At 66.4% G+C, this 25,584-nt stretch carries 16 protein-coding genes and 1 tRNA gene; 8 read left to right on the forward strand and 9 right to left on the reverse strand.

The genetic code is table 11. The annotated features are described in order from the left end of the window. Positions 1 to 85: 85 nt before the first annotated feature. The 6 genes from K4043_RS13135 to K4043_RS13160 all read left to right on the forward strand — a co-directional run bounded on the left by K4043_RS13135 (position 86) and on the right by K4043_RS13160 (position 14,856). Complete coding sequence (locus K4043_RS13135; RefSeq protein WP_265309561.1) at positions 86 to 2,833, forward strand: TonB-dependent receptor; 2,748 nt, start codon at positions 86 to 88, stop codon at positions 2,831 to 2,833. A 153-nt stretch (positions 2,834 to 2,986) separates the two neighbouring features. After that, on the forward strand, positions 2,987 to 5,842 hold the full coding sequence (locus tag K4043_RS13140; protein ID WP_265309562.1) for a response regulator: 2,856 nt from the start codon (positions 2,987 to 2,989) through the stop codon (positions 5,840 to 5,842). Further along, positions 5,839 to 7,077 carry an EAL domain-containing response regulator gene (locus tag K4043_RS13145; RefSeq protein WP_265309563.1) on the forward strand — a complete coding sequence of 413 codons (1,239 nt, stop codon included), beginning with the start codon at positions 5,839 to 5,841 and terminating at the stop codon, positions 7,075 to 7,077. Before K4043_RS13140 ends, K4043_RS13145 begins: the two co-directional genes overlap by 4 nt. Before the next feature lie 133 nt (positions 7,078 to 7,210). Next, positions 7,211 to 10,423, forward strand: coding sequence for a hybrid sensor histidine kinase/response regulator (locus tag K4043_RS13150; RefSeq protein ID WP_265309564.1), 3,213 nt, complete (start codon positions 7,211 to 7,213; stop codon positions 10,421 to 10,423). Positions 10,424 to 10,450: 27 nt separating this feature from the next. Next, entirely contained in the window at positions 10,451 to 11,092 is a 642-nt protein-coding gene (locus K4043_RS13155) for a response regulator transcription factor (RefSeq protein WP_265309565.1), read from the forward strand. A gap of 404 nt (positions 11,093 to 11,496) precedes the next feature. Continuing rightward, positions 11,497 to 14,856: an autotransporter outer membrane beta-barrel domain-containing protein gene (locus K4043_RS13160; RefSeq protein WP_265309566.1), complete on the forward strand. Its 3,360-nt coding sequence runs from the start codon at positions 11,497 to 11,499 to the stop codon at positions 14,854 to 14,856. A gap of 112 nt (positions 14,857 to 14,968) precedes the next feature. On the opposite strand, the gene K4043_RS13165 is transcribed toward K4043_RS13160, so the two are convergent. From K4043_RS13165 to K4043_RS13205, 9 genes are all read right to left on the reverse strand, one after another. Next, complete coding sequence (locus K4043_RS13165) at positions 14,969 to 15,613, reverse strand: hypothetical protein (RefSeq protein WP_265309567.1); 645 nt, start codon at positions 15,611 to 15,613, stop codon at positions 14,969 to 14,971. 542 nt (positions 15,614 to 16,155) lie between these two features. Continuing rightward, complete coding sequence (ychF, locus tag K4043_RS13170) at positions 16,156 to 17,247, reverse strand: redox-regulated ATPase YchF (protein ID WP_088434937.1); 1,092 nt, start codon at positions 17,245 to 17,247, stop codon at positions 16,156 to 16,158. Positions 17,248 to 17,368: 121 nt separating this feature from the next. After that, positions 17,369 to 17,947 (reverse strand): aminoacyl-tRNA hydrolase, encoded by a 579-nt coding sequence (pth, locus tag K4043_RS13175; protein ID WP_121044551.1) that lies wholly within the window; start codon positions 17,945 to 17,947, stop codon positions 17,369 to 17,371. A gap of 80 nt (positions 17,948 to 18,027) precedes the next feature. After that, positions 18,028 to 18,642: a 50S ribosomal protein L25/general stress protein Ctc gene (locus tag K4043_RS13180; protein ID WP_102789571.1), complete on the reverse strand. Its 615-nt coding sequence runs from the start codon at positions 18,640 to 18,642 to the stop codon at positions 18,028 to 18,030. Positions 18,643 to 18,753: 111 nt separating this feature from the next. Continuing rightward, positions 18,754 to 19,713: a ribose-phosphate diphosphokinase gene (locus tag K4043_RS13185; RefSeq protein ID WP_026070235.1), complete on the reverse strand. Its 960-nt coding sequence runs from the start codon at positions 19,711 to 19,713 to the stop codon at positions 18,754 to 18,756. A gap of 136 nt (positions 19,714 to 19,849) precedes the next feature. Continuing rightward, a tRNA-Gln gene (locus K4043_RS13190) sits at positions 19,850 to 19,926 on the reverse strand. Positions 19,927 to 19,935: 9 nt separating this feature from the next. Further along, complete coding sequence (ispE, locus tag K4043_RS13195; protein ID WP_265309568.1) at positions 19,936 to 20,805, reverse strand: 4-(cytidine 5'-diphospho)-2-C-methyl-D-erythritol kinase; 870 nt, start codon at positions 20,803 to 20,805, stop codon at positions 19,936 to 19,938. Further along, positions 20,802 to 21,461 (reverse strand): lipoprotein insertase outer membrane protein LolB, encoded by a 660-nt coding sequence (gene lolB, locus K4043_RS13200; protein ID WP_265309569.1) that lies wholly within the window; start codon positions 21,459 to 21,461, stop codon positions 20,802 to 20,804. The genes ispE and lolB overlap by 4 nt, the downstream gene beginning before the upstream one ends. Further along, complete coding sequence (locus K4043_RS13205) at positions 21,458 to 23,146, reverse strand: tetratricopeptide repeat protein (protein ID WP_184997003.1); 1,689 nt, start codon at positions 23,144 to 23,146, stop codon at positions 21,458 to 21,460. The genes lolB and K4043_RS13205 overlap by 4 nt, the downstream gene beginning before the upstream one ends. Positions 23,147 to 23,211: 65 nt before the next feature. Between K4043_RS13205 and hemA the strand changes: the two genes are divergently transcribed. Continuing rightward, entirely contained in the window at positions 23,212 to 24,510 is a 1,299-nt protein-coding gene (gene hemA, locus K4043_RS13210) for a glutamyl-tRNA reductase (RefSeq protein ID WP_019186102.1), read from the forward strand. Then, complete coding sequence (prfA, locus tag K4043_RS13215) at positions 24,488 to 25,573, forward strand: peptide chain release factor 1 (RefSeq protein ID WP_265309570.1); 1,086 nt, start codon at positions 24,488 to 24,490, stop codon at positions 25,571 to 25,573. Before hemA ends, prfA begins: the two co-directional genes overlap by 23 nt. Positions 25,574 to 25,584: the final 11 nt, after the last annotated feature.

The following is a 25,584-nucleotide window of genomic DNA, read 5'->3' on the forward strand; positions in this document are numbered from 1 at the left end:
GCGTTAAATGCGCGCCGTCCATTCGCGAAATGTGAATGGGGGACAGGCCTCCCTCGAGGCCGACACTTTCTTCTCGAGAATTCTCATGCGTAAACAGGCGATGGCGTGGTCGATCCAGCTGGCGTTGATGGGTGTGGCCGCAACTGCGGGTGCCCAGACGCCCGCCCCCGGGGTGCAGCAACTGGATACGGTGCAGGTCACCGGCTCGCGCATTCCGCGCGCGCAGGTGGAGGGGCCGGCCCCGGTCACGGTCATCACCGCCGAGCAGATCCAGGCCAGCGGCTTCACCAGCGTGCCGGACGTGCTGCGCTCGATGACCCAGAACGGCGGTGAGACCCAGAGCCAGCAGTCTTCCAGCGGCGCCGATTTCTCGCCCGGTGCGCAGCAGGTCGACCTGCGCGGCCTCGGCCCCAATCACACCCTGGTGCTGGTCAACGGCCGCCGCATCGCCGATTTCCCGATGCCCTTCCAGGGCCGCAGCAACTTCACCGACGTCTCCAACATCCCGATCGGGATGATCGAGCGCATCGAAGTGCTGACCGGCAGCGCCTCGGCGATCTACGGTTCGGACGCGATCGCCGGCGTGGTCAATTTCATCCTGAAGAAGCAGGTGGACGGCACCACGGTCGACATGCGCATGGGCACCACCAGCGAAGGCGGTGGTGAGTCCTTCGACATGAGCATCGCCAGTGGCTTCGACGCCGGCCGTTTCAGCGCGGTCTACAGCCTGGAGCTGCAGTCGCAGACCCCGCTGTGGGCCTATGAGCGTGGCCAGCAGGATTCCACGCTGGACGCGCCGACCGAGAGCGCCCGCTCCCTGCGCCGCGCCTACCTGCGCACCGACTACAACGACGACTACCTGGACCCGGGCCAGGCCACCTGCGATGCGCTGGCCGGCCAGAACAACGGCAGCACCCAGTACGCCGAGCGGGCGCGGTATGGCTTCTACTGCGGCAGCGACCGCTCGATCGGCTACGGCACGATCCTGAGCAAGCGCCGCGGTGCCAACGGCTATGCCTCGCTGCGCTATGCCTTCGACAACGGCGCGGAATGGTTCGCCGATGTGCAGATGGGTTACCACGACCTGGCGCTGATGCGCGATGTGACCCAGTGGGGCCGCATGGCGGCCGACGGCAACGAGGACGGCTACTTCTACAACCAGGCCACCGATCAGGTGGAGTTCTGGCAGCGCCAGTTCTCCCCCGAGGAAATGGGCGGACTCGACAACGGCATGGTGCGCAGCACCCAGAAGACCTTCAGCGTGACCACCGGCTTCAAGGGCGCGCTTGGCGCGGACTGGGAATACGAGGCCTCGCTGAGCCATTCGCAGTACCAGTCCAGCATCCGCTGGCCGCAGATCATCGCCGCCAAGGCCAATGCGCTGTTCCTGGGCGAGCAGCTGGGCGAGTACACCGATGACGACGACAACGTGTTCCCGGTGTTCAACGCCGACCCGGCGCGCCTGTACCGGCCGCTGAGCCGCAGCGAGTACGATTCGATCGCCGCGCGCACCACCTATACCCCGAAGTCGCGCACCGAGACCGCCGCACTGACCCTGACCAACGGCGAGCTGTTCGAGCTGCCGGGCGGCAAGGCCGGCTTCGCGGCGACCGCCGAGTTCGGCAATCAGTCCTACGCATTGAATCCGGACCCGCTGGCGACGCAGTACTACTACTACAGCTGGAAGGATTCGGATGGCCACGGCAGCCGCAACCGCTGGGCGACTGCGGCCGAGCTGCGCCTGCCGCTGCATGACACGTTCAACGTCAGCCTGGCCGGCCGCTTCGACCAGTACCGTTACTCGGGCAACACCATCGGCAAGGCGACCTGGAGCGGTGGCCTGGAGTGGCGCCCGATCGATACGCTGCTGGTGCGCGGCTCCTACGGCACCGCGTTCCGCGCGCCGGACCTGCACTACGTGTATGCCGGCCCGGGCAATGATGAAACCAGTGCCAACGACTACTACGCCTGCGCGGTGGACGGCGGCGATGACTGCTCGGATTACGAAGAGAACCTGATCCGCACGCGCGAAGGCAACCGCCAGCTGGACCCGGAAACCAGCACCTCGTGGAGTGCTGGTTTTGTGTGGTCGCCGGCAGCGGGTCTGGATGTGTCGGTGGACTGGTTCGATATCGACATGCGCGACCAGGTGCAGGACATGGATGTGAGCACCATCCTGCGCGACGAGGCGGCCTGCCGCCTGGGCGACGCGGACGCGGCGTCGCCGACCTGCGTGGATGCGATCAGCCGGGTTACCCGCACCAATGATGGCCGCCTGTACGGCGTGCACGTGAGCCCGATCAACATCGCGCGCGAAACGACGCGCGGCATCGATGTGGGCCTGCGCTACCGCCTGAGCACCGGGATCGGTGACTTCATCCTCAGTGGCAACCACACCTGGGTGAAGACGCACGATTTCCAGCAGTTTGAAGGCGATCTGGTCGAGGACCAGTTCGCGATCAACAGCGGTTTCGACATTCCGCGCACCAAGACCAGTGCGAGCGTGACCTGGGAGAACGCGGCGTGGTCGGCCACGCTGTACGGCTCGCGCCTGGGCAAACTGCCGACCTACGACAGCTACGACCAGAGTTTCGATCCGGACAGCGGCGACAGCCCGTGGGTCGGGGCGACGTACCGCTACAACGTGTCGTTGCAGTACCGCTTCGATGATCATTCGCGCCTGTCGCTGTCGGTGGTCAACATCGCCAACAAGCTGCCGCCGAAGGATGCGACGTATACGCCGTATCCGTATTACGACGTGTCCTGGTTCGACACCGTGGGCCGGACGATCAACCTGCAGTACACCCACAAGTTTGGCGGTACGGCACTTTAATCCGCCGCCACCATCGCATCGCTGACGGGCCCGCCATTGTGCGGGCCCGTTGGTTTTCACCCCGCTGAACCGCAGCCATGCGCTCGCGCCTCGGCGCACGGTTTTAGGGATCGACTGATGGGCCTGCCCGCCTTCGCTTCCTAGCATGCGCGCATGCACCGTCTTCTGCCCCGACGCTCCTCCCTTGACGCCCCGGTGGTGGCGGCCAACGTATTGCTGCGTTGGCTGTCGCTCTGCGTGCTGTTCTGCCTGATCGGCACTGCGGGGTTCTACCTGCTGGCGCAGCTGAGCGATGATGTCTCGGTGCATCGCCGCGACATGAATGCCGCCGCCTACCGCGCGCAGCTGTACTTCGATCATCGCGAGGCGCTGTTGAACTATCTGGTGGATTCGGTGGTGGAGTCCTCGCCGTCGATCCCAGCCTCCGCACTGCCCCGTCCCGCCAGCCGGGACGACAGCGAGGTCCAGCGCCTGCCGCTGGGAACGGGTCGTGATGGCCGCCAGCTCACTCTGCTGCTGTCCTCACGCGCCGAGCGGACGCTGGCCGAGTTCGGCGCACAGCTCATCCACGTCAGCGCCGATCCGGACGCGCCGCGTCAGTGGCTGCACGGCCGGCGGACCCCGGCAACGCCCCCGCCGGTCGAGCTGACGGCCTCCCTTCTACGCGCACATGCCCTCCGTGCGATGCCTGGCACAAGCGTGTACTGGCTGAGTTCCGACCGGCCAGGGGGCACCCTCTACCTGTTTCGGGCCGCCGACGAAGCACCCGATCCCACGAACTGGCTGGTGCTGGCGCTAGCGCCAGGCGCTGTGGCAAGCATGGTCAATGGACAAGGCATCGGGGATTTCCTCCTGCTCGACGGGCATAGCAAGCCAGTACTCTCCAGCCGAGCGGACACCGGTCCACCCGCGACCTGGCTGTACGGCCAGCGCGACGATGCGTTCGCCTTCGTCTGGGCGCGCGGGCTGCCGGAGGGGCTGGCACTGATCAAGAGCATCGGCCAGGACGGCTGGCGGCTTGTCTACCACGTTCCCTCCACCCTGCTGCTGCGCGACATGGCCGGACACGCCGCAGTGTCGCTGCTGCTGTGCCTGGCCGCTGTCTGCGCGCTGCGGGTGCTCATCCGACGCATCGACCGCCAGCTGATCCAGCCAGCCCATCAGCAGCACCTGCAGCTGAGGGACAGCTTCGACTTCGGCAGCACCGTGATCGAAATGGCGCCGGTCGGCATGTGCGTGCTGCGCTGCCACGACGCCCAGGTGATGCTGGAGAACCAGTTGGCCCGCGACTGGCTCGGGAGCGATACCCGCACGGGCGATTGGACCGGCGCCTGGCGCAGCGCAAGCGGCCCTGTCCCCTGTCGTTCGCACCGGCGCGGAGTCGACTTCACGACCCGGGATGGACGGCAGCTGCAGGTACTGTCCGCGGCCACGCGGTACCACGGTGATGACGTACTGCTGTGCGTGTTCAACGACATCACGCGGCATCGCCAGATCCAGGCTGCACTGTCCGCCGCCAAGCAGGCCGCCGATGAAGCCAGCCAGGCCAAGAGCGCCTTCGTCGCCACCATGAGCCATGAGATCCGCACACCGCTGTACGGGGTCCTCGGCACGCTGGAACTGCTGGGCAACACGCCGTTGGACTCACGCCAGGCGCAGTACCTCAAGACCATCCAGCAGTCATCATCGGTACTGTTACAGCTGATCAGCGACATCCTGGATGTATCCAAGATCGAATCGGGCCAGCTGACCCTGGCCACCGTGGCGTTCTCGCCACTGGAACTGGCCGAAACCACGCTGCGTGCCTATGCCGCCGCCGCGGCGCGCAAGCAGCTGCAGATCGTGGTCTGCACCGATCCGCGGCTGCCGGCGCAGGTGACCGGGGATGCCGACCGGATCCGCCAGGTACTGGGAAACCTGCTCAGCAATGCGATCAAGTTCACCGACAGCGGACGCATCGTATTGCGGGTCAGGCTGCTCGCCTGCGAAGGCGGCACCGCCACCGTGAGCTGGCAGGTCACCGACACCGGGATCGGTATCGCGGCCGCCGATCATCCCCGGCTGTTCGAGCCGTTCCGCCAGGCAGGTGCCCAGGGTCGCAACGATGGCACCGGACTGGGGCTGTCGATCAGCGACCACCTGGTGCGCCTGATGAACGGTGAAATGCGCCTGGTGAGCGAGCCCGGACTGGGGAGCAGCTTCACTGTGATCCTGCCGCTGGGCGTACAGGAGGGCACCCCGATCAACGCCGCCGCCGTGGATGACGGCCCAGCGCTGCTGCCGCACCCCCCGGTGTACGTGCGCTGCGCCATCACCGAGCTCACCGATAGCGCCTGTCAATGGCTGCAGCGCTGGGGCGCCACGGCACGACGCTACAGCGAGGACGCAACGGGTCCGATCGAACCGGGCGCGATCCTGCTTGACAGTGATCCGCGCGATGCCATTCCGGTCGAGTGGCCGGGCCCGCGCGTGGTCGCAACCGCCGACGGCGGCGACCCGGCCTGCGAGGATCCGATGCGCCCGGACCAGCTGACGGTCACCCTGCTCAGCATCCGTGCCATCGCCGATGCCGTGTTCCGCCTGCAACAGGGAAACCAGGTGACGGTCGCCACGTCGACACCGATCGTGTCTGCCCCGCTCGGACTGAGGGTGCTGGTTGCCGAGGACAATCCGATCAACCGGCTGATCCTCAAGGAGCAGCTGGAGACGCTGGGCTGCCACGTGGCGACCGCCTCCGATGGTCATGAGGCACTGGCCTGCTGCCGCGCCCAGCCCTTCGATGTGGTGTTGACCGACATCAACATGCCCGGCCTCGGCGGCCACGCGTTGACACGGCACCTGCGCCAGCAGGGCTACGCGATGCCCGTGATCGGCGCAACCGCCAATGCCACCCCTGACGAGCGCGAACGGTGCCTGGCCGAGGGCATGGATGACTACCTGGTGAAGCCGATCGATATCGCCACCCTCCGCCGTGCGCTGGGCGGATTGACCGCAGGAGCCACGGCATGAGCCACCAACGTGTACTGATTCTCGAAGACCAGGCCTTCCAGCGCGGGTTCCTCGCCAACATGTTCAACGCCGCACCCGGCGTCACCGTGGATACCTCGGGCGATGCCGCCGACGCGGTAGAGATGTGCCACTGGCAGCGCTACGACCTGGTGGTGACGGACCTGATGATGCCGGGCGTGGATGGCATCCAGTTCATCCAGGCGCTGGCCGCACAGGAGCACAGGCCGATGCTGGCGCTGGTCAGCTCCGTGTCGCAGCGGATGATGGCCTCGGCGCGGCTGATGGCCGAGTCGCTGGGCATCACCGTGCTCGGTATCCTGCCCAAGCCGGTCTCGCCGGCCGACGTGCGTGAGCTGCTGGCACAGCTGGACGACGCCCGCAGTGGAGAAGGCCCCGCGCACGCGCCGGTCGAGGTACCGATCAACGCAACCCGCGAACGCCTGCGCCGGGCGATCGATGACGGGGAGATCACCGCGTGGTTCCAGCCGAAGAAGTCGCTGGATTCCGGCCTGGTGGTGGCCGCCGAGGCGCTGGTGCGCTGGCGCCATCCCGAACATGGCACGCTGCAGGCTGGCCGCTTCCTGCCTCTGATCGAGCAGCACGGGCTCGAATCGGCGGTGCTGCGCCATATCCTCAAGGCCAGCATCCAGGCCCAGGCACGCTGGCGCGAGCAGGGATTCCGCATCCCGGTATCGATCAACCTGCCGCCTCACCTTCTGGAGCGCGGCAACCTGCCGGACGAACTGCTGGATCTGACTCTGCAACAGGGCGGCACACCGGCCGACCTGTGTTTTGAGCTGATGGAGAGCAGTACCACGCACCACGTCAGCGACTACTACGCCGGCGCGTGCCGCCTGCGCATGAAGGGCTTCGGGCTGGCCCAGGATGATTTTGGCCAAGGCTTGAGCACGGTGCACAACCTGGTCAGCACCCCCTTCACCGAGGTCAAGATCGACGGTGCCCTGGTCCGTGGCTGCGCGCGGGACCCCGCGTTGCACAGCGCGCTGGCGACGGTGATCGCGCTGGGCAGCAGATTGGGACTGAACATCGTCGCTGAAGGCGTGGAGACCGACGCCGAACTGGCTACGCTGCGCAAGCTGGGGTGCAACCAGGTCCAGGGCTTCCTGATTTCACGGGCGATCCCGGCCGAGACGTTCGGTGCGCTGCTGGACCAGGAAAAGGCGGCGCACCGGCATACTGAGCTGGGCCAGCCGGGTGCACTGGCACCGCGCTGAGGCGGTCTCCGCCCACATTCACCACGTCGTCAAACCCTGCTCCGCATGCTTGGCGCGCGGTGCATGATCGAACGGGCAAAACGGCAGTGCGCTGCGGCCGGCGCCCTGAGCCACCATCACAGAGGGGACTTCCATGCCCGAGGCTGCACCCATCCGCCGACTCGCCCGCCGCTCGCTGCGCGTGCATGCGCTGCTGATCGGCGTCATCGTTCTGGCCACGGTGCAGGCAGGGCTGGTGCTGTCGACCACGCTGCAGCTGTTGAACGAAGAACAGGGCAAGGTGGACTTCCACTTCCGCCGACTGAGTGGTGCGCTGCAGGAACAGGAACGCTTCATGCGGCGATGGCGTGCCCACGACCATGAGCGTGCGGCGGCACCGGGCGGGCCACCGGGCACGGTGCGCAGCGAGCCGCTGTCCCGTGTGCGCCAGTCAGATAGCGCGACGCTCGCGTTCATCCCCTTCTCGGTCCTGCACGACGACACGCCGCCGCCGACGTCCGCCGCGTCACTCGGTGTGCGGTTCTCCGGCTTCTATGGTGCGTTCTGGGCGGAATCGCTGTACCCCTCACCGCGCTGCCTGCTGGTCAGTGGCGAGGGAACCGCCGGGCTGCTGGTGCCCTTGACGGTCGATGACATCGATCCGGTGCGCCCCTCGTCGGCATCGTCGCAGGCGCTTCTGCACTACATACACGCGGTAGCGGCCAGTGTGTCCTTGCAACGTGGTGATGTGCGCTGGTTCCAGCGCGACCCGGGCGACGGCAACAATCGCCTCCTCTCGATCGCGCAGGCGCCGCAGGACATCAGCGCATGGGGTGATGTGGACGCGGCGGCGATGCCAGCGATCGCATGCCTTCTGGACCTTTCCCGCCTCGATGCGCACCGCCAGATTCTCGGCGAGGCGATCTACGATGAGCTGTCCATCATCGACCCGAACGGCCGACCCGTGCACGGCCCTGCCGTGAACGGCGATGGCCGCGGCGCGGAGCGCAGCTTCACGCCAACGGGCGTGGTCTACCGCATGCGAACCAGTGACGGCTGGCAGGCGGTCTATCAGGTGCGGTGGGCGCGCCTGCTGAGCCATCCGCGCGGCCCCCTGATCGGCAGTGTGGTCGCCGCGCTGTTGCTGGCCCTCGGTGGCGTGCTGGTGCTGCGCAGCTATCGGCGATCGGTACTGGTACCCCTTCGCGAGAACCATGAACGTCTGTTGGAAAGCGAAGCGTTCAGCCGCACCGTGCTGGACGCCGCACCGATCGGCTTGTGCCTGCTGCGCCGTCGCGACGGACAGATGATTCTCGAAAACGCGCTGGTACGCAGCTGGCTGGGGGAAGACCAGGATGCACCCGGCTGGCACGGGGTGTGGCGCGACGACGCACTGGCCGACGTGGATGCGCAGCGGCCGGCCGCGCAACCCTACACCACGCCCGACGGACGCCACCTGTTGATCACCGCCACGGCCGCTCGCTACCGGGGCGAGCCGGTGATGCTGTGCCTGTTCATCGATCTCACCGCTCAGCATGAGGCCGAACAGGTCCTGCAGCAGGCCAGGGTGGCGGCCGACCAGGCCAATCGTGCCAAAAGCCTGTTCCTGGCCACCATGAGCCATGAGATACGCACGCCGCTGTACGGGGTACTGGGAACGCTGGAGCTGCTCGGTCTGACGCCACTGGACAGCCGCCAGCAGGAATACGTGGGGACCATCCAGCGATCGTCATCGACCCTGATGCAGTTGATCAGCGACATCCTGGATGTATCCAAGGCAGAGGCCGGCCAGCTGGTGCTGGAGCCGGTGGCGTTCTGCCCTGCCGGTCTGACCGAGGACGTCGTGCGCTCCTATGCGGGATCGGCCACGCGCAAGCGGCTGCAACTGTATGCCTGCATCGACAGCAATGTCGCCGCGCTGGTCATCGGCGATGCCGCGCGGATCCGGCAGGTGCTCAACAACCTGATCAGCAACGCGATCAAGTTCACCGATGTGGGTCGCATCGTGGTGCGTCTGCGTGGACTCAGCGAGCCGGGCGAGCTGCCGCAGCTGGGATGGCAGGTGGCCGATACGGGGATCGGCATCCAGCAGGAACACCAGCTCCGCCTCTTTGAACCGTTCTACCAGGCCAACCCGGCCACCGATGCGATGCGGGGAACCGGGCTGGGACTGGCGATCAGCGCCCATCTGCTGGAACTGATGGACAGCGAACTGAGGGTGGTCAGCGACAGCGGGCTGGGCAGCAGCTTCAGCTTCGACCTGGCGCTGGCAGAGAGCCCCGAGCTGCCGGAGATCCGCCCCACGTTTGCGCAGCATCCTGCGGTTTACGTGCGCTCCTCAGTGCGCGAACTGGCCGAGAACCTGTGTGAGCGCCTGCGCCAGCGTGGCGCTGCGGCGCAGGTCTATCACCGCGAATCGGCACAGAATTTCAACCCGGAGACCGCCATGCTCGACGCTGTTCTGGACGAGCCCGTTCCGGACTGGTCCGGACCGCACGTCGTGGCCAGGACAGATGGCGGCGACCACCCCGAGCTGATCGACGGACGATGGGATGTGGCGTTGCACAACCTGGATGCGATCGTGGATGCGCTGCTGATGGCTGGCGGTGATGACGCACCGCTTCGCGTACCGGCGCCCGCACCGCAGTTCCGCCGTCTGGGACTGCACGTGCTGGTCGCCGAGGACAATCCCATCAACCAGATGATCCTGCGCGAGCAGCTGGAACAGCTCGGCTGCCACGCCGTGGTCGCAAGCGATGGCGACGAAGCCTTGGGTTACTGGACGCAGCGCCGGTTCGACGCCGTGCTGACCGATGTGAACATGCCGCATATCGACGGGTACGCCCTCACCCGCCAGCTGCGTGCCAAGGGCGTGCGTGTCCCGATCATCGGTGCGACCGCCAACGCGGCGCCCGAAGAGCGTGAGCGCTGCCGCAGCGCAGGCATGGACAGCTGCCTGGTGAAGCCGATTTCGCTCCAGGCGCTGTATCGCCAATTGAGCGGCGTAGTTGAGCGGGAGCCCCCGATCACGGCCGATGCTTCACCAGGTCACGATATGCCGGGCGATACCATCCTCGTCCCCGACCATCTGCGTGCACTCTTTCTGACCACCATGCGCAGCGACCTGCGTGCGCTGTCCCACGCGATACAGGCTCGTGACGCCGTCGCGGCGGGACAGATGCTGCATCGCATCCGGGGCGCATTGGTGATGGTGTCGGCACAGCCGTTGGTCGACGCTGCCGAGGCGATCGAAGATAGACTCGCCGCAGGTGCCGCGGTGGACGCGTGCGGTGCGTTCCTGGCGCGCCTGGAACACGCATTGGTGCGACTGGAAGGCTCGCCGCCGGGAACCCTGGATGTCCCTTGATTGCTACTACCGGTGCCGAGAACACGCATGCAGACCAAGATCGTCATTGCCGATGACCACCCGATCGTTCTGGCGGGTATCCGCGATGTGATCGAACGGGACCCGCGCCTGCAGGTGGTGGGTCAAGCGCAGAACCCCACCGCGCTGGTCGAGCTGATGCAGACGCTCGGTCCGGACATCGTGATTTCCGATTACAACATGCCAGGCGATGACACGCTGGGCGATGGCATCAAGTTGATCTCGTATCTCGACCGCAACTTTCCAGACACGCGCATCCTGATCCTGACCATGGTCTCCAATCCGTCGATCATCGCCGAGATGTACCGGGCCGGCGCGAGTGGCGTGGTGCGTAAAAGCGGCGATCTGAAGGAACTCAACGTCGCCCTCGCCTCATTGCTGGCGCAGCGCATCTACCGCTCGACGGACCTGCCTCGCGAGGACGCTCTGCCCGCGACAGGCGATGCATCGTCCGCGTCATTGCTGTCGCCGCGCGAGTTCGAAGTCATCCGGCTGTTTGCCAACGGCCAGAGTGTGGGCGACATCGCAAAGCGCCTGAATCGCAGCAGCAAAACCGTCAGCACCCAGAAGGTCAGCGCGATGCGCAAGCTGGGCGCCAAGACCGACCAGGAGCTGATCACCTTCTGCCTGGCCTCGGACCTGTTCAACTGAGCCGCGAAGGCCGGTGACGGCCGGTGCACCGCCCGCGCGGACATGCGGCAGCTGACTGGCCGCCCAATCCCAGCGCCTGCCTGAAGCAGTTTAAGGATCGCCTGATGTCAGCAGCGGCACCCACTGCCTAGCCTGTGCATACCGGTGGCGCAACGGTCGTGCCTGATCACGGCAGTGCCCTGCGCCTTCGCCGGTACGGCTTCAAGGACGCCCCTGAGACACGCGGTTGCGTGTCGTGGCGATGGCATCGCCATCTTGCCCTCCTCCCCCGCGCCTTGTCGCCATGCAGCGTTGCCGGCCATCTCCGGTGATGCCCCGACGGTGATCGCCAACGTGGCGATCGTCATGGCCTGCAGACGCACCGGGTGCACGCCGGGCGGCTGCCTTGCAACGAGATAGGCAGGATGAACAGAATCTACCGATTGGTACGGGATCCCGTGAGTGGACGCTGCGTGGTTGCGTCCGAATTTGCCCAGCGGCGCGGCACGCACTCAGGCGTGACCGCCACCCGTGGCGGTGGCCTGCCGACACGGCTGGCGCTGTGCGTCGCGCTGCTGGCGGCGCTGCCCGCCGCTGCGGTGGAGTACACCACCCCGATCACGGTCAATGCCGGCGACGCGTTCGATCTGGCCCGTGGTGACAGCGTAGTCCACGCCGGCAGCAGCTATGCCGTCACGGTGCAGGGCCAGGATGCCGCGCTGACCAGTACCGACCTGGACCTGCGCGTGACCGCCAATGGCAGCGGCATCGGCGCCATGTCCGGCGGCAGTGCAGTGATCAACGGCGGCCACCTGCAGTTGGGCGATGGCAGCGCCAGCGTTGGCTATGCGCTCAACGCCAGCGGTGCCGGCAGCGTCATCCGCGCCGACAATCTGGTCATCGATGCCTACCGCAACGGCTCGGGCTACGGCACGGTCAACGCCACCGGCGGCGGCAAAGTCTGGCTGACCGGCGGCCACGTGAGCAGTGCTGGCCATGCGCTTTACGCCACCGGGAGTGGCAGTGAACTGCATGTTGTCGGCACGGGTATCGACAGCGGCGCCAACAGTGCCGTGCAGGCGGCATCCGGCGCGCTGTTGTCGATGGAATCACTGCAGCTGACCTTTGCGCCAGGCAACAACGGCTTCAGCGGGCGCCTCTCCTCCAGTGATACTGGCAGCGTGCTGTCGCTGACCGATGTCGATGTCACCAACGGCTACTTCGATATCAGCAGCGGCGGCCTGCTGCGCATGAGCGGGGGCAGCGCCACCACAACGGGTGGCAGTATCCGTCTACTGGGCAACAAGACCAATCGGCTGTACGCAACAGCCGAAGTGACCGGGGGCCGTTTCGAGACGACCGGTGGCTACGGCGTCAACATCAACGACTGGGGCCGGCTGACCGCCAACGGGGCGCATTTCACTGTGCGTGACGGGCAATCCGGACTGTGGTTGTCCAGCTCGGCGTCGCTGGCAGATCTGACCGATACCGTGATCAGCACGTACGGCACCAATGGCTATGGCCATGGCATCGATGTCTGGGGCGGCACTGCAACGATCAACGGCGGCAGCATCGACACCCATGGCGACGGTGTGTACGGACTCCGCGCATCGGGCAGCAACCCACCAACGCCTTACTCGCGTATCCGCGCCAATGGACTGGATATCACCACCTACGGCAATGGCGGTGGCGGTGTGTTCCTGGGCGGCAGTACCGCAGACGTTCAACTGGACGGCGGCCACATCAACGTGCTGGGCGATGCGTCGTTCGGCATCGTGCAGATGAATACTGCGGTACTCACCGCAGACAACGTCGCGGTCCATGCGCAGGGAGCCGGTTCCGGTGTCTACCGCTCCTACATCACGGTGTTCGGTCCGTACTGGAACCGGCTGGCATTCAACAACAGCCAGCTGCAGACTGAGGACGGACCGGCGTTGTGGCTGCAGGGCAGCAATCAGGATCTGACCCTCACCAATACGGATGTGATCGCGCGCCAGGCCGGTGCGGTGGAAGGCGGCCGCCTGCTGCGCGTCAGCGACACCGTGTTCACCGATGGCAGCTCGGTGGCGACCTCCGACATCGTGTTCACCGCTGACAACAGCCGCCTGACCGGCGATGTGGTCGTGGACAGCGCCACCGCCAACGTACGGATGGCCCTGGGCAACGGCAGCGTGCTGACCGGCGCACTGCGCAGCGACAGCGGCTTCCACGTGGCCTCGCTGTCACTGGATGACAGCAGCCGCTGGAACCTGCGTGGCGACTCCACCGTGGCCACGCTGCAGCATGCCGGTACCATCGCGTTCGTCGCGCCCACGCAGGACGACTTCAAGACGCTGACCATCACTGGCGATTACCTCGGCAACGGCGGCACCTGGGTGATGAACCGCCAGCTTGGCGATGACAACTCCCGTGGTGATGCGTTGGTGATCCAGGGCAACAGCAGCGGCACCGCCAACGTGAGGGTCGACAACGCAGGCGGTGCAGGTGCACTGACCAGCGAAGGCATCCGCCTGATCAGCGTGGCCGGCCAGTCGGAGGCGCAGTTCATCCTGCAGGGCCGCGCGGTTGCCGGTGCGTACGACTACTTCCTGTACAAGGGTGGCGTGGCCGATCCGGATGACGGCAATTGGTACCTGCGCTCGGTGTATGTGCCGCCGGTTGATCCGGTTGATCCGGTCGATCCGGTCGATCCGGTCGATCCGGTTGATCCGGTCGATCCGGTCGATCCGGTCGATCCGGTCGATCCGGTTGATCCGGCGAATCCCCTTGCACCAGTGGATCCCGTGGATCCAGCACGCCCTGATCCGGTTGACCCGGGGACACCACCTGCACTGAAGGTGGAACGTCCGGAGCCCGCCGTCTATCTCGCCAACCAATCCACCGCGCTGCGCATGTTCCAGCACAGTCTGCATGATCGTGCGGGTGATCCCATGCGCGTCCCATCCGACGACTCCCCCGGCGCGCTCGCCTGGGCAAACGTGCGCAGCAGCACCATGGATCGCCACGCTGCGGGGGAGCAGGTGCGCGTGGACAGCCGCGTGGACAGCGTGATGATGGGCGTTGGACATGCTCTTGCCGAAACCGCGGGTGGCCAGCTGCAGGTTGGGTTGATGGGTGGACATGGCCGCGCCACCAATGACGCCACCTCGCGGGTGACCGGCTACACCGCGCGCGGCGTAGTGTCCGGTACCAGCCTGGGCCTCTACGGCACTTGGCTGCAGGAGGCCGGCATGCTTCCCGGTGCGTATGTGGACAGCTGGTTGCAGTACGCCCGTTTCCGCAACCGCGTGCAGGGCCAGGGCCTGGCCGAGCAACGGTACCGCTCACGCAGCTGGAGTGGCTCTGTGGAAGGCGGCTATACCCTGCCATTGCACAGCAATGGGCAGCGGGGTGTATATCTGGAACCGCAGCTGCAGGTGATCCACAACCACTACAACGCCGATGAGGTCGTCGAGACCAATGGCACGGTCGTGGAAAGCCGCCGCGTGGGTGGCACCAGCACCCGGCTCGGCGCGCGCCTGTATACCCGCGCGCTGACCCGGAAGCAGGGTCAAGTACATCCCTTCGTCGCGGTGAACTGGTGGTCGGGCGGCAATGCGTCGGCGATCGCGGTGGACGGCGAAGCGATCCGTCGTGATCTGCCTGACGACCTGTACGAGGCCAAGGCCGGCGTGCAGGTCAACCTGTCCGGGGGCTGGCGTGGTTGGGGCCAGATCAGCCACCAGACCGGCAGCCAGGGCTATCGCGATACCAGCGCACAGCTGGGTGTTTCCCTGAACTGGTAACGGCTTGCCCGCTTCCGGTCATGTGACCGGAAGCGGGCAGCGCACCGTTTGGGGGCCGCTGGGGAGTTCTGTCCCGGCGATGCGGCCCGGCCGCGCCTCCAGGCGCAGGACGCTACGCGACAACCGGCGCGGCGGGCGATGGAAGCAGCAGTCGGTTCGTCAGCCAGTAGGCGGTCACCAAACCGGCCAGCGTCAACACGCAGGCCGCGGTGATCGGCAGCGTCCCATTCGCGCTCAGTGTCCAGTACAGCACCTGCAAGGCGCTGTGCGTCCGCTCATCCGCGGAATAAGGATCCGGACTGAGCAGCAGGACGATGATCTCCAGCCCCAGCACCCAGGTGCTGTAAAGCAACGGCACAGCGGCGGTGGCCAGCCCCAGCCGGATGCACCAGGCAAGCAGGCGCGTGCGCGCCGGAACAGCCGGGATGGCAGGCGGTAGCGGGCGACTGTTGTAGCGCAGACACGCGGCCTTGGCGACACTGGCCAACCACCACGACGCGCCGGCCAGCAGAAGCGCGATCGCGGTGATCACCTGGGTGCCGGAGGTCAATCGCGCATGGAGAAAACGCAACGTGGCGTCGGCCATGGGTCGCTGATCGATCAGGATGGCTATGTAGGCGTATCTGTGCGCATCCGGCTGCACGGCGAAGGCGAGCAGCACCGCCAGCACCGCGATGGCGCTGCAGATCAGGACGGCGGTAACCAGCATGAACTGGGAGAGCACGCTGCGTACAGATTCGCGTGGTAGATCGGTCATGGGGCGGCATCCGTGTCGGGGCCACAGTATCGGTTGTGCGCAGCGGGTGTGGAAGGCGACGTGGAGGAATGAACACCCACTTTTTCCACACGCCATGTGGAACGACACATGCAAATCATGTGGATAAGCGGCGGCGAGCCGTTTGCCAGAAGGCTTTGCGGTGCATGGTGAATTTTTATCCAGATACCCATCGCGGTTTTCCACACACACCGTGGAAAGCGATGGGGGTTTGCTGTGGACAACCCTGTGTGAGCGATGCACTGCAAGGGTCTTCAGTGGTGGTCAGAAATTGTCCACATCGCTTGCAGGCGGGTCAGATGGGTTGCCGGCCAGCGGCCGGCACTACCGCGTGCCGGTTTTCCACACGGTGCGTGGAGAGGCGTGGGGGTTTGTTGTGGACAAGTGAGGCGGAGGCATACCAGGCAAGCATTTCGATGGCTGGTCATTTTTTATCCAGCCTGTTCATGGCATGGAATGCGCTCCCCACAAACGCAAACGCCCCGCTCAGGGCGGGGCGTTGCGGACCTCAACGTGCGATGGAATCAGACGTTGAAGCGGAAGTGCAGGATGTCGCCTTCCTGCACGCGGTATTCCTTGCCTTCAAGACGCAGACGACCCGCTTCCTTGGCACCGGCCTCGCCCTTGTACTTGATGAAGTCGTCATACGCGATGGTTTCAGCGCGGATGAAGCCCTTCTCGAAATCGGTATGGATCACGGCGGCGGCCTGCGGGGCGGTGGCGCCCTTGCGCACGGTCCATGCGCGGACTTCCTTCACGCCCGCGGTGAAGTAGGTCTGCAGGCCCAGCAGTTGGTACGCGGCGTAGATCACGCGGTTCAAGCCCGGCTCGGACAGGCCCAGGTCGGCCAGGAAGGTATCGCGGTCTTCGTCGTCGAGCTGGGACAGCTCTTCTTCGATCGCAGCCGAGACCGGCACCACCTGCGCGCCCTCTTCGGCGGCACGGGCGCGCACGGCGTCCAGATGCGGATTGTTCTCGAAGCCGTCTTCCAGCACGTTGGCGATGTACATCACCGGCTTGAGGGTCAGCAGGAACAGGTCACGGACCAGCGCCTTCTCTTCCTCGTCCAGGCCGGCGGTTCGACCCGCCTTGCCGTCGGCCAGCGCGGCCTGCAGCTTGGCCAGCACCGGCTTGCGGGCCGCCGCTTCCTTGTCGCCCCCCTTGGCAGCGCGCTCGGCGCGGTTCAGCGCCTTCTCGACGCTGTCCAGATCGGCCAGGGCCAGTTCGGTATCGATGGTGTCGATATCCGAGAGCGGGTCCACCTTGTTGTTGACGTGGATGACGTCGGCATTCTCGAAGCAGCGCACCACGTGGGTGATCGCATCCACTTCGCGGATGTGGGCCAGGAACTTGTTGCCCAGGCCTTCACCACTGGCCGCGCCGGCGACGAGGCCGGCGATGTCCACGAACTCGACCGCGGTCGGGATGACCTTCTGCGGGTTGATGATGGCAGCCAGCTCGTTCAGGCGCGGATCCGGCACCGGCACGATGCCGACGTTCGGTTCAATCGTGCAGAACGGGAAGTTGGCCGCCGCGATGCCCGCCTTGGTCAGCGCATTGAACAGGGTCGATTTGCCGACGTTGGGCAGACCGACGATGCCGCATTTGATACCCATCTTTGACAACCTCTGGGGTGAAAGTGATTGGGGAAGCAGCGACGTTCGGCGCTGCTTTTCCAATCATTTTCCGTACCGACCGACGGTCGCTACCTCCCGGTAACGTCAGTCACCGGTCACGTTACTTCGGGGTGTGCAGCCGCTTCATCGCTTCGCTGAAATCGCCTTTCACTGCCAGCGGCAGGACGTCGATCGCATCGTTGACGGCATGACCGATCAGCACATCATCGTCTTTGCTGGCACGCCCGAGCACCCACGGGACCACGCGGTCCTTGTGGCCGGGATGGCCGATGCCGATGCGCAGGCGGTGGAATCTGCCGTGGCCGAGCAGACGGATGGTGTCGCGCAGGCCGTTCTGGCCGCCGTGGCCACCGTCGAACTTGAGCCGTGCCACGCCGGGCGGCAGGTCCAGCTCGTCGTGCGCCAGCAGCGTTTCTTCCGGTTCGATCTTCCAGAAGCGCTGCGCCGCGGTGACTGATTTGCCACTGAGGTTCATGAAGGTGGCGGGCTTGAGCAGCCATACCGGCTGGCCGGCGATATCGACCTTGGCGGTCTCGCCGAACAACTTGCTGTCCACGCTCCAGCGCGCGCCGGCCTGTTCGACCAGGGCGTCAATGAAACGAAACCCGGCATTGTGCCGGGTCTGGGCGTGCTCGGGTCCGGGGTTGCCCAGACCAACGATCAATCGCAATCCTGTCATTACTCTTCTTCGTCGGTACCCGCTCTGTGCCGGTACATACAGAAACGGCGCCTGCCCCGAAGGACAGGCGCCGCAATCACTTACTCTGCAGCCGGCGCTTCGTCGGCAGCTTCTTCCTTGCCGAGCTTGGCGGTGACGATCGCGTCGTCATGGTCCTTGCCCTGGGCCAGCGCCGGGATCTCGACGCCCTTCGGCAGCTTGATGTCCGACAGGTAGATCACGTCACCAGCCTTCAGGTCGGCCAGGTCGACGTCGATCGATTCCGGCAGGTCCTTCGGCAGGCAGGTGATGCTCACTTCCTTCAGTTCGTGGGTGACCACGACGTCGGCAGCCTTGCCAGCCGGCGAGGTGTCTTCGTTGATGAAGTGCAGCGGGACGTTGGCGGTCAGCGCTTCGTTCTCGTTCACGCGCAGGAAATCCAGATGCAGGATCAGCTGCTTGAACGGGTGGCGCTGCATGTCACGCAGCAGCACCTTGGTGACCTTGCCATCCAGGTTCAGGTCGAGGATGGACGAGTAGAACCATTCGTTCTGCTGGGCCAGCCAGATTTCGTTGTGGTTGAGCTGGATGACGCTCGGCTCGACGTCGCCGCCGTAGATGATCGCCGGGATCTGGCCAGCGCCACGCAGGCGGCGGCTCGCACCCTTGCCTTGCAGTTCGCGCTGGACGACCTTGATTTCATGATTCTTGGCCATGCTGATTTACTACCTTCGTTGTTTGCCTCGCCATGATGGCGAGGCGATGAGGGGAGATCCGCGACCAGATCTCCCCGGGAAACCACCCACCGTTGCCGGTGGGCGGAAAAATCAATCCACGTACAGCGAGCTGACCGACTCACCGAAGGCGATGCGGCGCATCGTCTCGGCCAGCATTTCCGCCACGCTGAGCTGACGGATCTTGCTGCACACCCGCGCCTCTTCACGCAGGGGGATGGTGTCGGTCACCACCAGCTCATCGAGCTGGGAGTTGTTGATGTTGTCCACCGCCGGGCCCGAGAGCACGGCGTGGGTGCAGTACGCGGCGACCTTGAGGGCGCCACGCGCCTTCAGGGCTGCAGCGGCCGCACACAGGGTGCCGGCGGTATCGACGATGTCATCGACCATCACGCAGGTCTTGCCTTCGACGTCACCGATGATGTTCATCACGGTGGAGACGTTGGCCCGCGGGCGGCGCTTGTCGATGATCGCCAGATCGGCATCGTCCAGGCGCTTGGCGACGGCGCGCGCGCGCACCACACCACCCACGTCCGGGGACACCACGATCAGGTTTTCCGTGCCGTAGGCGCGCCAGATATCGGCGAGCAGCAGCGGCGAGGCGTATACGTTGTCCACCGGCATGTCGAAGAAACCCTGGATCTGATCGGCATGCAGATCCACCGTCAGTACCCGGTCAGCCCCGACAGCGCTGAACATCTTTGCGGCCACCTTGGCGGTGATCGGCACGCGCGAGGAGCGCATGCGGCGATCCTGGCGCGAGTAGCCGAAATACGGCACCACGGCGGTGACACTGTTGACCGAAGCGCGCTTGAGCGCATCGATCAGGACCAGCAGTTCCATCAGGTTCTCTGCGCTGGGCGCACAGGTCGGCTGGATCACGAACACGTCCTGCTTACGGACGTTTTCCTCGATCTCGACCTGCACTTCACCATCGGAGAAGCGCGACACCAATGCCTTGCCAGGCCGCACCCCCAGTTCCTTGCAGATGCTCTGCGCAAGGCGCTTGTTGGCGTTGCCGGAAAATACCAGCAGGTTGGGGTGTTCTTGCATCATGACGGTCTCGGGCGGGAGCGATTGGCGGAGAACTGGGCCGCCGGCACCCGGAGGTGTCTGCGGTGACAACACCGCGGCGTATGCACCGCGCCCGCGCAGACATGCGCATGGAGTCGCGGCAGATATCCGCTAGTGGCAGGGGCGGGAGGATTCGAACCTCCGAATGCCAGGATCAAAACCTGGTGCCTTGGGCCTCTTGGCGACGCCCCTGCATCAAAATCAGTAACGCTCGAGTACATCAAGCAGTGGCGAGCGCTCCACGCCCGCAGCCACCCATGCCCGCAGTTCCTTCGGCAATTGCGCCAGGCCCTGCTCTGCAGCAGCGCGTGTAGCGAACTCGACGAAACAACCGCTTCCCGACCCGGTGAGTCGTGCCCGGCCGATACTGCTCAACGCTGCGAGCGCTGCCTCTACGGCAGGTTCGCGGCGGCGCAGGACCGGCTCGAACGCATTCCCGAGCAAAGACCCGGAAGCGAAGTCCGCTATTTTCGCCACTGGGGCATCCCGCGTCAAATCCGGTGATGCGAAAAGTGCGGGAGTCGGCACGTGAACGCCGGGATGGACCAGCACAAACCAGGCCGGCGGCAGTGCGATCGGGGTCAGCAGTTCGCCCACGCCCTCGGCCCAGGCGTTGTGCCCGCGCACGAAGACCGGCACATCCGCGCCCAGCTGCAGACCCAGCGCGGCCAGCGCATCGACCTCCAGACCGGCGCCCCACAGCCGGTTCAGCGCGACCAGGACGGTGGCGGCATCGGAGGACCCGCCGCCGAAGCCACCGCCCGCAGGCACGCGTTTTTCGACGCCGATATCGGCACCTTGGCCGATGTTCGCCGCAGCCTTCAACAGGTGAGCGGCGCGGATCGCCAGATCATCGGCCTCGGCGACGCCGGCCACGGAGTCGCCCTCACGGCGGATCCGGCCGTCGTCGCGGACACGCAGATGGATCCGATCACCCCAATCGAGCAGCCGGAACACCGTCTGCAGTTGGTGATAACCGTCCGGGCGCCGCCCGGTGATGTGGAGGAACAGATTCAGCTTGGCCGGGGCCGGCCAGGTCGACCCGCCGTCGACTGCATCCAGCCTGCTCATGGCGTGGCCAGTACCCAGCTGTCGACCACCAGGCGCACCTTCGCGTCGCCTTTGACCGCTTCGATCCGGCGCGGCAGCACCGGGCGACCGGCCTCGGCCGGGTACCAATCCAGGTACTGGATCTCCCAGCCCAGCTGCTGCACGCGACGCGGGCGGCCTTCGCCGTCGCGCTCGACCAACCCGGCCGGGGCAGCATCGGCGACCAGACCGCGCACCCAATCCGGCAGCTGGTTGACGGGGATGTCCCAGCCGGTGGCCTCCAGCAGGACCTGCTGGGCATCCTCGCCTTCGCGCGTGCCGCCTTCCAGACCTTCCAGACGGCCGCCCTCGTGATGGCTGTCGCCGGTCAGCTTCCAGCTTTGCCGGGTGACCGGCGCACTGAGCTCGACCACATAGCCGGCCGCCTGCTGCTGCCAGTCGATGCGGCCGCTGCCGCCATTGCGGCCCTTGCTGATCGCCACCCGGCCCTGGAACGACCAGGCCGGCTGCGCATGCACGGCCGCGATGCGCTCGGCCTCGGCCTGTTGCGCAGCGGCCGATACCGCGGTGACAACGGTCGGGGCGGACGGCGCCTTGCGCTCGTCCAGCGACACACAGGCGGAGAGCGACAACGCCACGGCCGCGGCAAACGCGGCCTTCAGGGACAGCAGATTCATACGCCGTATTTCTCGATCACGCGCTGCAGGGCGCGGTTGTCCGGGTCCAGCTTGCGGGCCTCTTCAAAGAAGTGCCGCGCCTCGTCCTTCTTGTTCAACACCCACAGCACCTCGCCCACATGCGCGGCGATCTCCGCATCCTTGGCCAGGGTCCAGGCGCGGCGCAGCTGCACCAGCGCTTCTTCGTTGCGGCCCAGGCGATACAGCACCCAGCCATAACTGTCGACGATGGCGGCGTTGTCCGGCTCGGCCACGCGCGCGCGGTCGATCAGTTCCAAGGCTTCCTGATAACGCTGCGTGCGATCGGCCAAGGTATAGCCGAGCGCGTTGAGCGCGGCGATGTTCTCCGGATCGGTGACCAGCACCTTGCGCAGGTCGGCCTCGGCGCGCGGGATGTCATCGCGACGCTCCCAGGCCAGCGCGCGGGCATACAGCAGCGCGTTTTCGTCCGGATACGCGGCCAGGCCACGGGCCAGCGCGTCCAGCTCACCGGCATCGTCATTGCCGCGCTGGCGCAGCTCGGCCTCGAGCAGATAGGCATCGCGGCGGGCATCGTCATCGACGGTGGCATCGGACTGGATGGCGTGCACTTCGGCCAGTGCCTTGTCGGTGCGGCCCAGTTCGTTCTGCGCATTGGCTGCGCGCAGGCGCGACTCATCGCGCTCCGGGCCACCGGGCACGCTGTGATACCAGTTGACCGCCTCCTCGTAGCGCTTGAGGTACTCGGCGATCTTGCCCAGCAGCAGGCGTTGGGCTGGATCCGGCTTGGTGGCCTGCCGGGAGAGCTCGGTATACAGGGCCAACAGGCCGGGGTCGTCCTTCTGCTTGGCCAGCAGCGAGGCACGCATGCCGTAGGTCTGCACATCCTGCGGGCCGACCGCCAGCACGCGCTCGGCCGCGGCGGGCTGGCCCATCAGATCGTAGGAGATCGCCACCGCATTGCGCAGCTCGGGGTCCTGCGTGGTCTTGGGCTCCACGCCCTTCAACAGGGCCAGCGCCTCATCGGCCTTGCCGGCCTGGGTGAGCTGACTGGCATGCAGCAGGGCCACGCGCGGCTCGTCCGGGAAGCGCTTGACCACCTCATCGACCATGCGCCGGGCCAGCTCGGGCTCCTCCATGCGCATGGCCAGACGGCCGAACTCCTGCCAGACCTCCAGGCGGTCGGGGATGGCATTGGCATCCACCAGCTCGCCCAGCACCTGGGCCGGGACCTTGGGATCGCTGCCGCCACTGATCAGGGCGCCGATCGCGAACTTCCAGGCGGTGGGGTCCGGGTCCTTGAGCAGCGCCTGCAGTTCGGTGCGGGCGGCCTTCACCTTGTTCTGGCGCATGTCCAGCGCGGCGGTGCTGCTGCGCATGGCCAGTGAGCGCGGCGCACGCTGCTCCCACAGGGCCAGCGCGCGGGCGGCGCGCTTGTCATCGTTGGCCAGCATGGCGATCCGGGAGGCGCGCTCAGCCAGGCCTGCATCGCCTTCACTGGCCTCGGCCGCCTCCAGGTACCAGCGCGCGGCGTCGCCCAGTTTGCCTGCCTGCAGGGCGAATTCGCCCGCCATGACCGGGGCCAGGGGGACCGCCTCGGCCGTGCTGTCCTTGGCCTTCGCAGGGGCTGCCGGGGGGGCGGCCAGGGCGTTGGCGGTGAACAACGACAGCAGCAGAACGCTGGAGATGCGAATCAATGCGGGCATCGGGGGCATCTGAGCCTTAAAATGACGACTTGAATGGCCAGCAGCTTATCGCAAGCAACTGAACAATGACCCTGTGGGTGCTCGGACTGAATCACCAGACCGCGCCAGTGGAACTGCGCGAACGCGCCTCCTTTGGCGGCGACGCCCTGCCCCAGGCATTGGCGTCGCTGCGCGATACCCCACAGGTGGCCGAGGCGGTCCTGCTCTCCACCTGCAACCGCACCGAGCTGTACGCGGTGGCCGAATCCGGTGACGCGCTGGCCCAGTGGCTGGAGTCGCATGCCGGCACGCTGCACGGGTACCTCTATCAGCACGCCGACGCCGACGCGGTCCGGCACCTGTTCCGGGTCGCCACCGGGCTGGACTCGATGGTGCTGGGCGAACCGCAGATCCTGGGCCAGGTGAAGGATGCCTGGGCCCTGGCGCGTGATCATGGCCTGCTCGGCCAGCGCCTGGACCGGCTGTTCCAGCAGACCTTCTCGGTGGCCAAGCGCGCGCGGACCGATACCCGCGTGGGCGCCAACCCGGTCTCGGTGGCCTCCACCGCGGTGCGCCTGGCGCAGAACTCGTTCGCGCGGCTGGAAGATTCCACCGTGCTGCTGGTCGGCGCCGGCGAGACCATCGAGCTGGCCGCGCGCCATCTCAGCGAAGGGCGCGTGCGTCGGCTGCTGATCGCCAACCGCACCCTGGCCCATGCGCAGGAGCTGGCCAGCCGTCATGGCGGCGTCGCCCTGCCCCTGAGTGAGCTGGACCGCCATCTGGGCGAGGCCGACGTGGTGTTCTCGGCCACCGCCGCGCGTGAGCCGGTGATCACCCGGGCGCACGTGGCCGCCGCACTGAAAACCCGCAAGCACAAGCCGATGCTGCTGTTCGATCTGGCCGTGCCCCGCGATATCGAGGCCGGCGTGGGCGAACTGGCCGACGCCTTCCTGTACACCGTGGATGATCTGGAGCGCGCGGTCGAAGACAACCGCCGCAGCCGCCGTGAAGCCGCGGCCGAGGCCGAAGCGATCATCGAGCTGCAGGTCGCCCGCTTCGTGGAAACGCTGCAGGCCAGCGTGCACCAGGCCCCGCTGCGGCAACTGCGCGCCTATGGCGAAGCGACCCGCGTGGAGATGCTGGAGAAAGCCCGCCAACAGCTGGCCCACGGCAAATCACCGGAAGAGGTGCTCGAGCTGCTCGCGCACGGCCTGACCAACCGCCTGCTGCACCCGCCGACCGCCGCCCTGCGCGCGGCCGCGCTCAGCGGCGATACTGAACTCACCCGCGCCGCCGAGCGCCTGTTCCCGGCCAAGCCGGGTTACCAGCACCCTGCCGTGCGTACCGATGTAGCGAGGAATGATGACGCCGACCCTGCGCCGTAAGCTGGAAGCGCTGGCCGAGCGCCGCGAAGAACTGGAACGCCTGTTGTCCGACCCCGCCGTGGTCGGCGACAACGACCGTTTCCGCGCGCTCTCGCGCGAGTTTTCGCAGCTGGAGCCGGTCGCTGCTGCGCTGGCCGACGAAGCCCGCGCCAAGGCCGATCTCGCCGCCGCCGAGGCGATGCGCGAGGACCCCGACCTGCGCGAACTGGCCGACGAGGAAATCATCGCCGCGCAGCAGCGCCTGCAGCAGCTGGACGAAGCACTGGCCCTGCTGCTGGTGCCGCGCGATCCGCGCGATGACGGCAACCTGTTCCTGGAGGTCCGCGCCGGTACCGGCGGTGACGAGGCGGCGATCTTCGCCGGCGATCTGTTCCGCATGTACGCCCGCTATGCCGAGCGCCAGGGCTGGAAGGTCGAGATCGAATCGGACAACCCGGGCGAACATGGCGGCTACAAGGAAGTGGTGGCGCGCGTGGTCGGCCGTGGCGCGTTCTCGCGGCTGAAGTTCGAATCGGGCACGCACCGCGTGCAGCGCGTGCCGGCGACCGAGTCGCAGGGCCGCATCCATACCTCGGCCGCGACGGTGGCGATCATTCCCGAGGCGGATGACGTCGAGGACGTGGTGATCAACCCGGCCGACCTGCGCGTGGACACCTACCGCTCCTCCGGCGCCGGCGGCCAGCACGTCAACAAGACCGAATCGGCGATCCGCATCACCCACCTGCCCACCGGCGTGGTGGTGGAATGCCAGACCGAGCGCAGCCAGCACGCCAACCGCGACAAGGCGATGAAACGCCTCAAAGCGCAGCTGCTGGATGCCGAGCGCAGCAAGCAGGCCGCCGCCCAGGCCGAAAGCCGCCGCCTGCAGGTCGGCAGTGGCGACCGCAGCCAGCGCATCCGCACCTACAGTTTCCCGCAGGGGCGGATCACCGACCACCGCGTGGAAGGGCTGACCCTGTACGACCTGCCCAACATCCTGACCGGCGATCTCGATGCACTGGTCAGCCGGCTGACCCACGAACACCAGGCCGACGAGCTGGCCCGGCTCGCGGAAGGCAACTGAGCATGATCGAC

This window comes from Stenotrophomonas sp. SRS1, assembly GCF_026130205.1.
Lineage (GTDB): Bacteria > Pseudomonadota > Gammaproteobacteria > Xanthomonadales > Xanthomonadaceae > Stenotrophomonas > Stenotrophomonas rhizophila_B.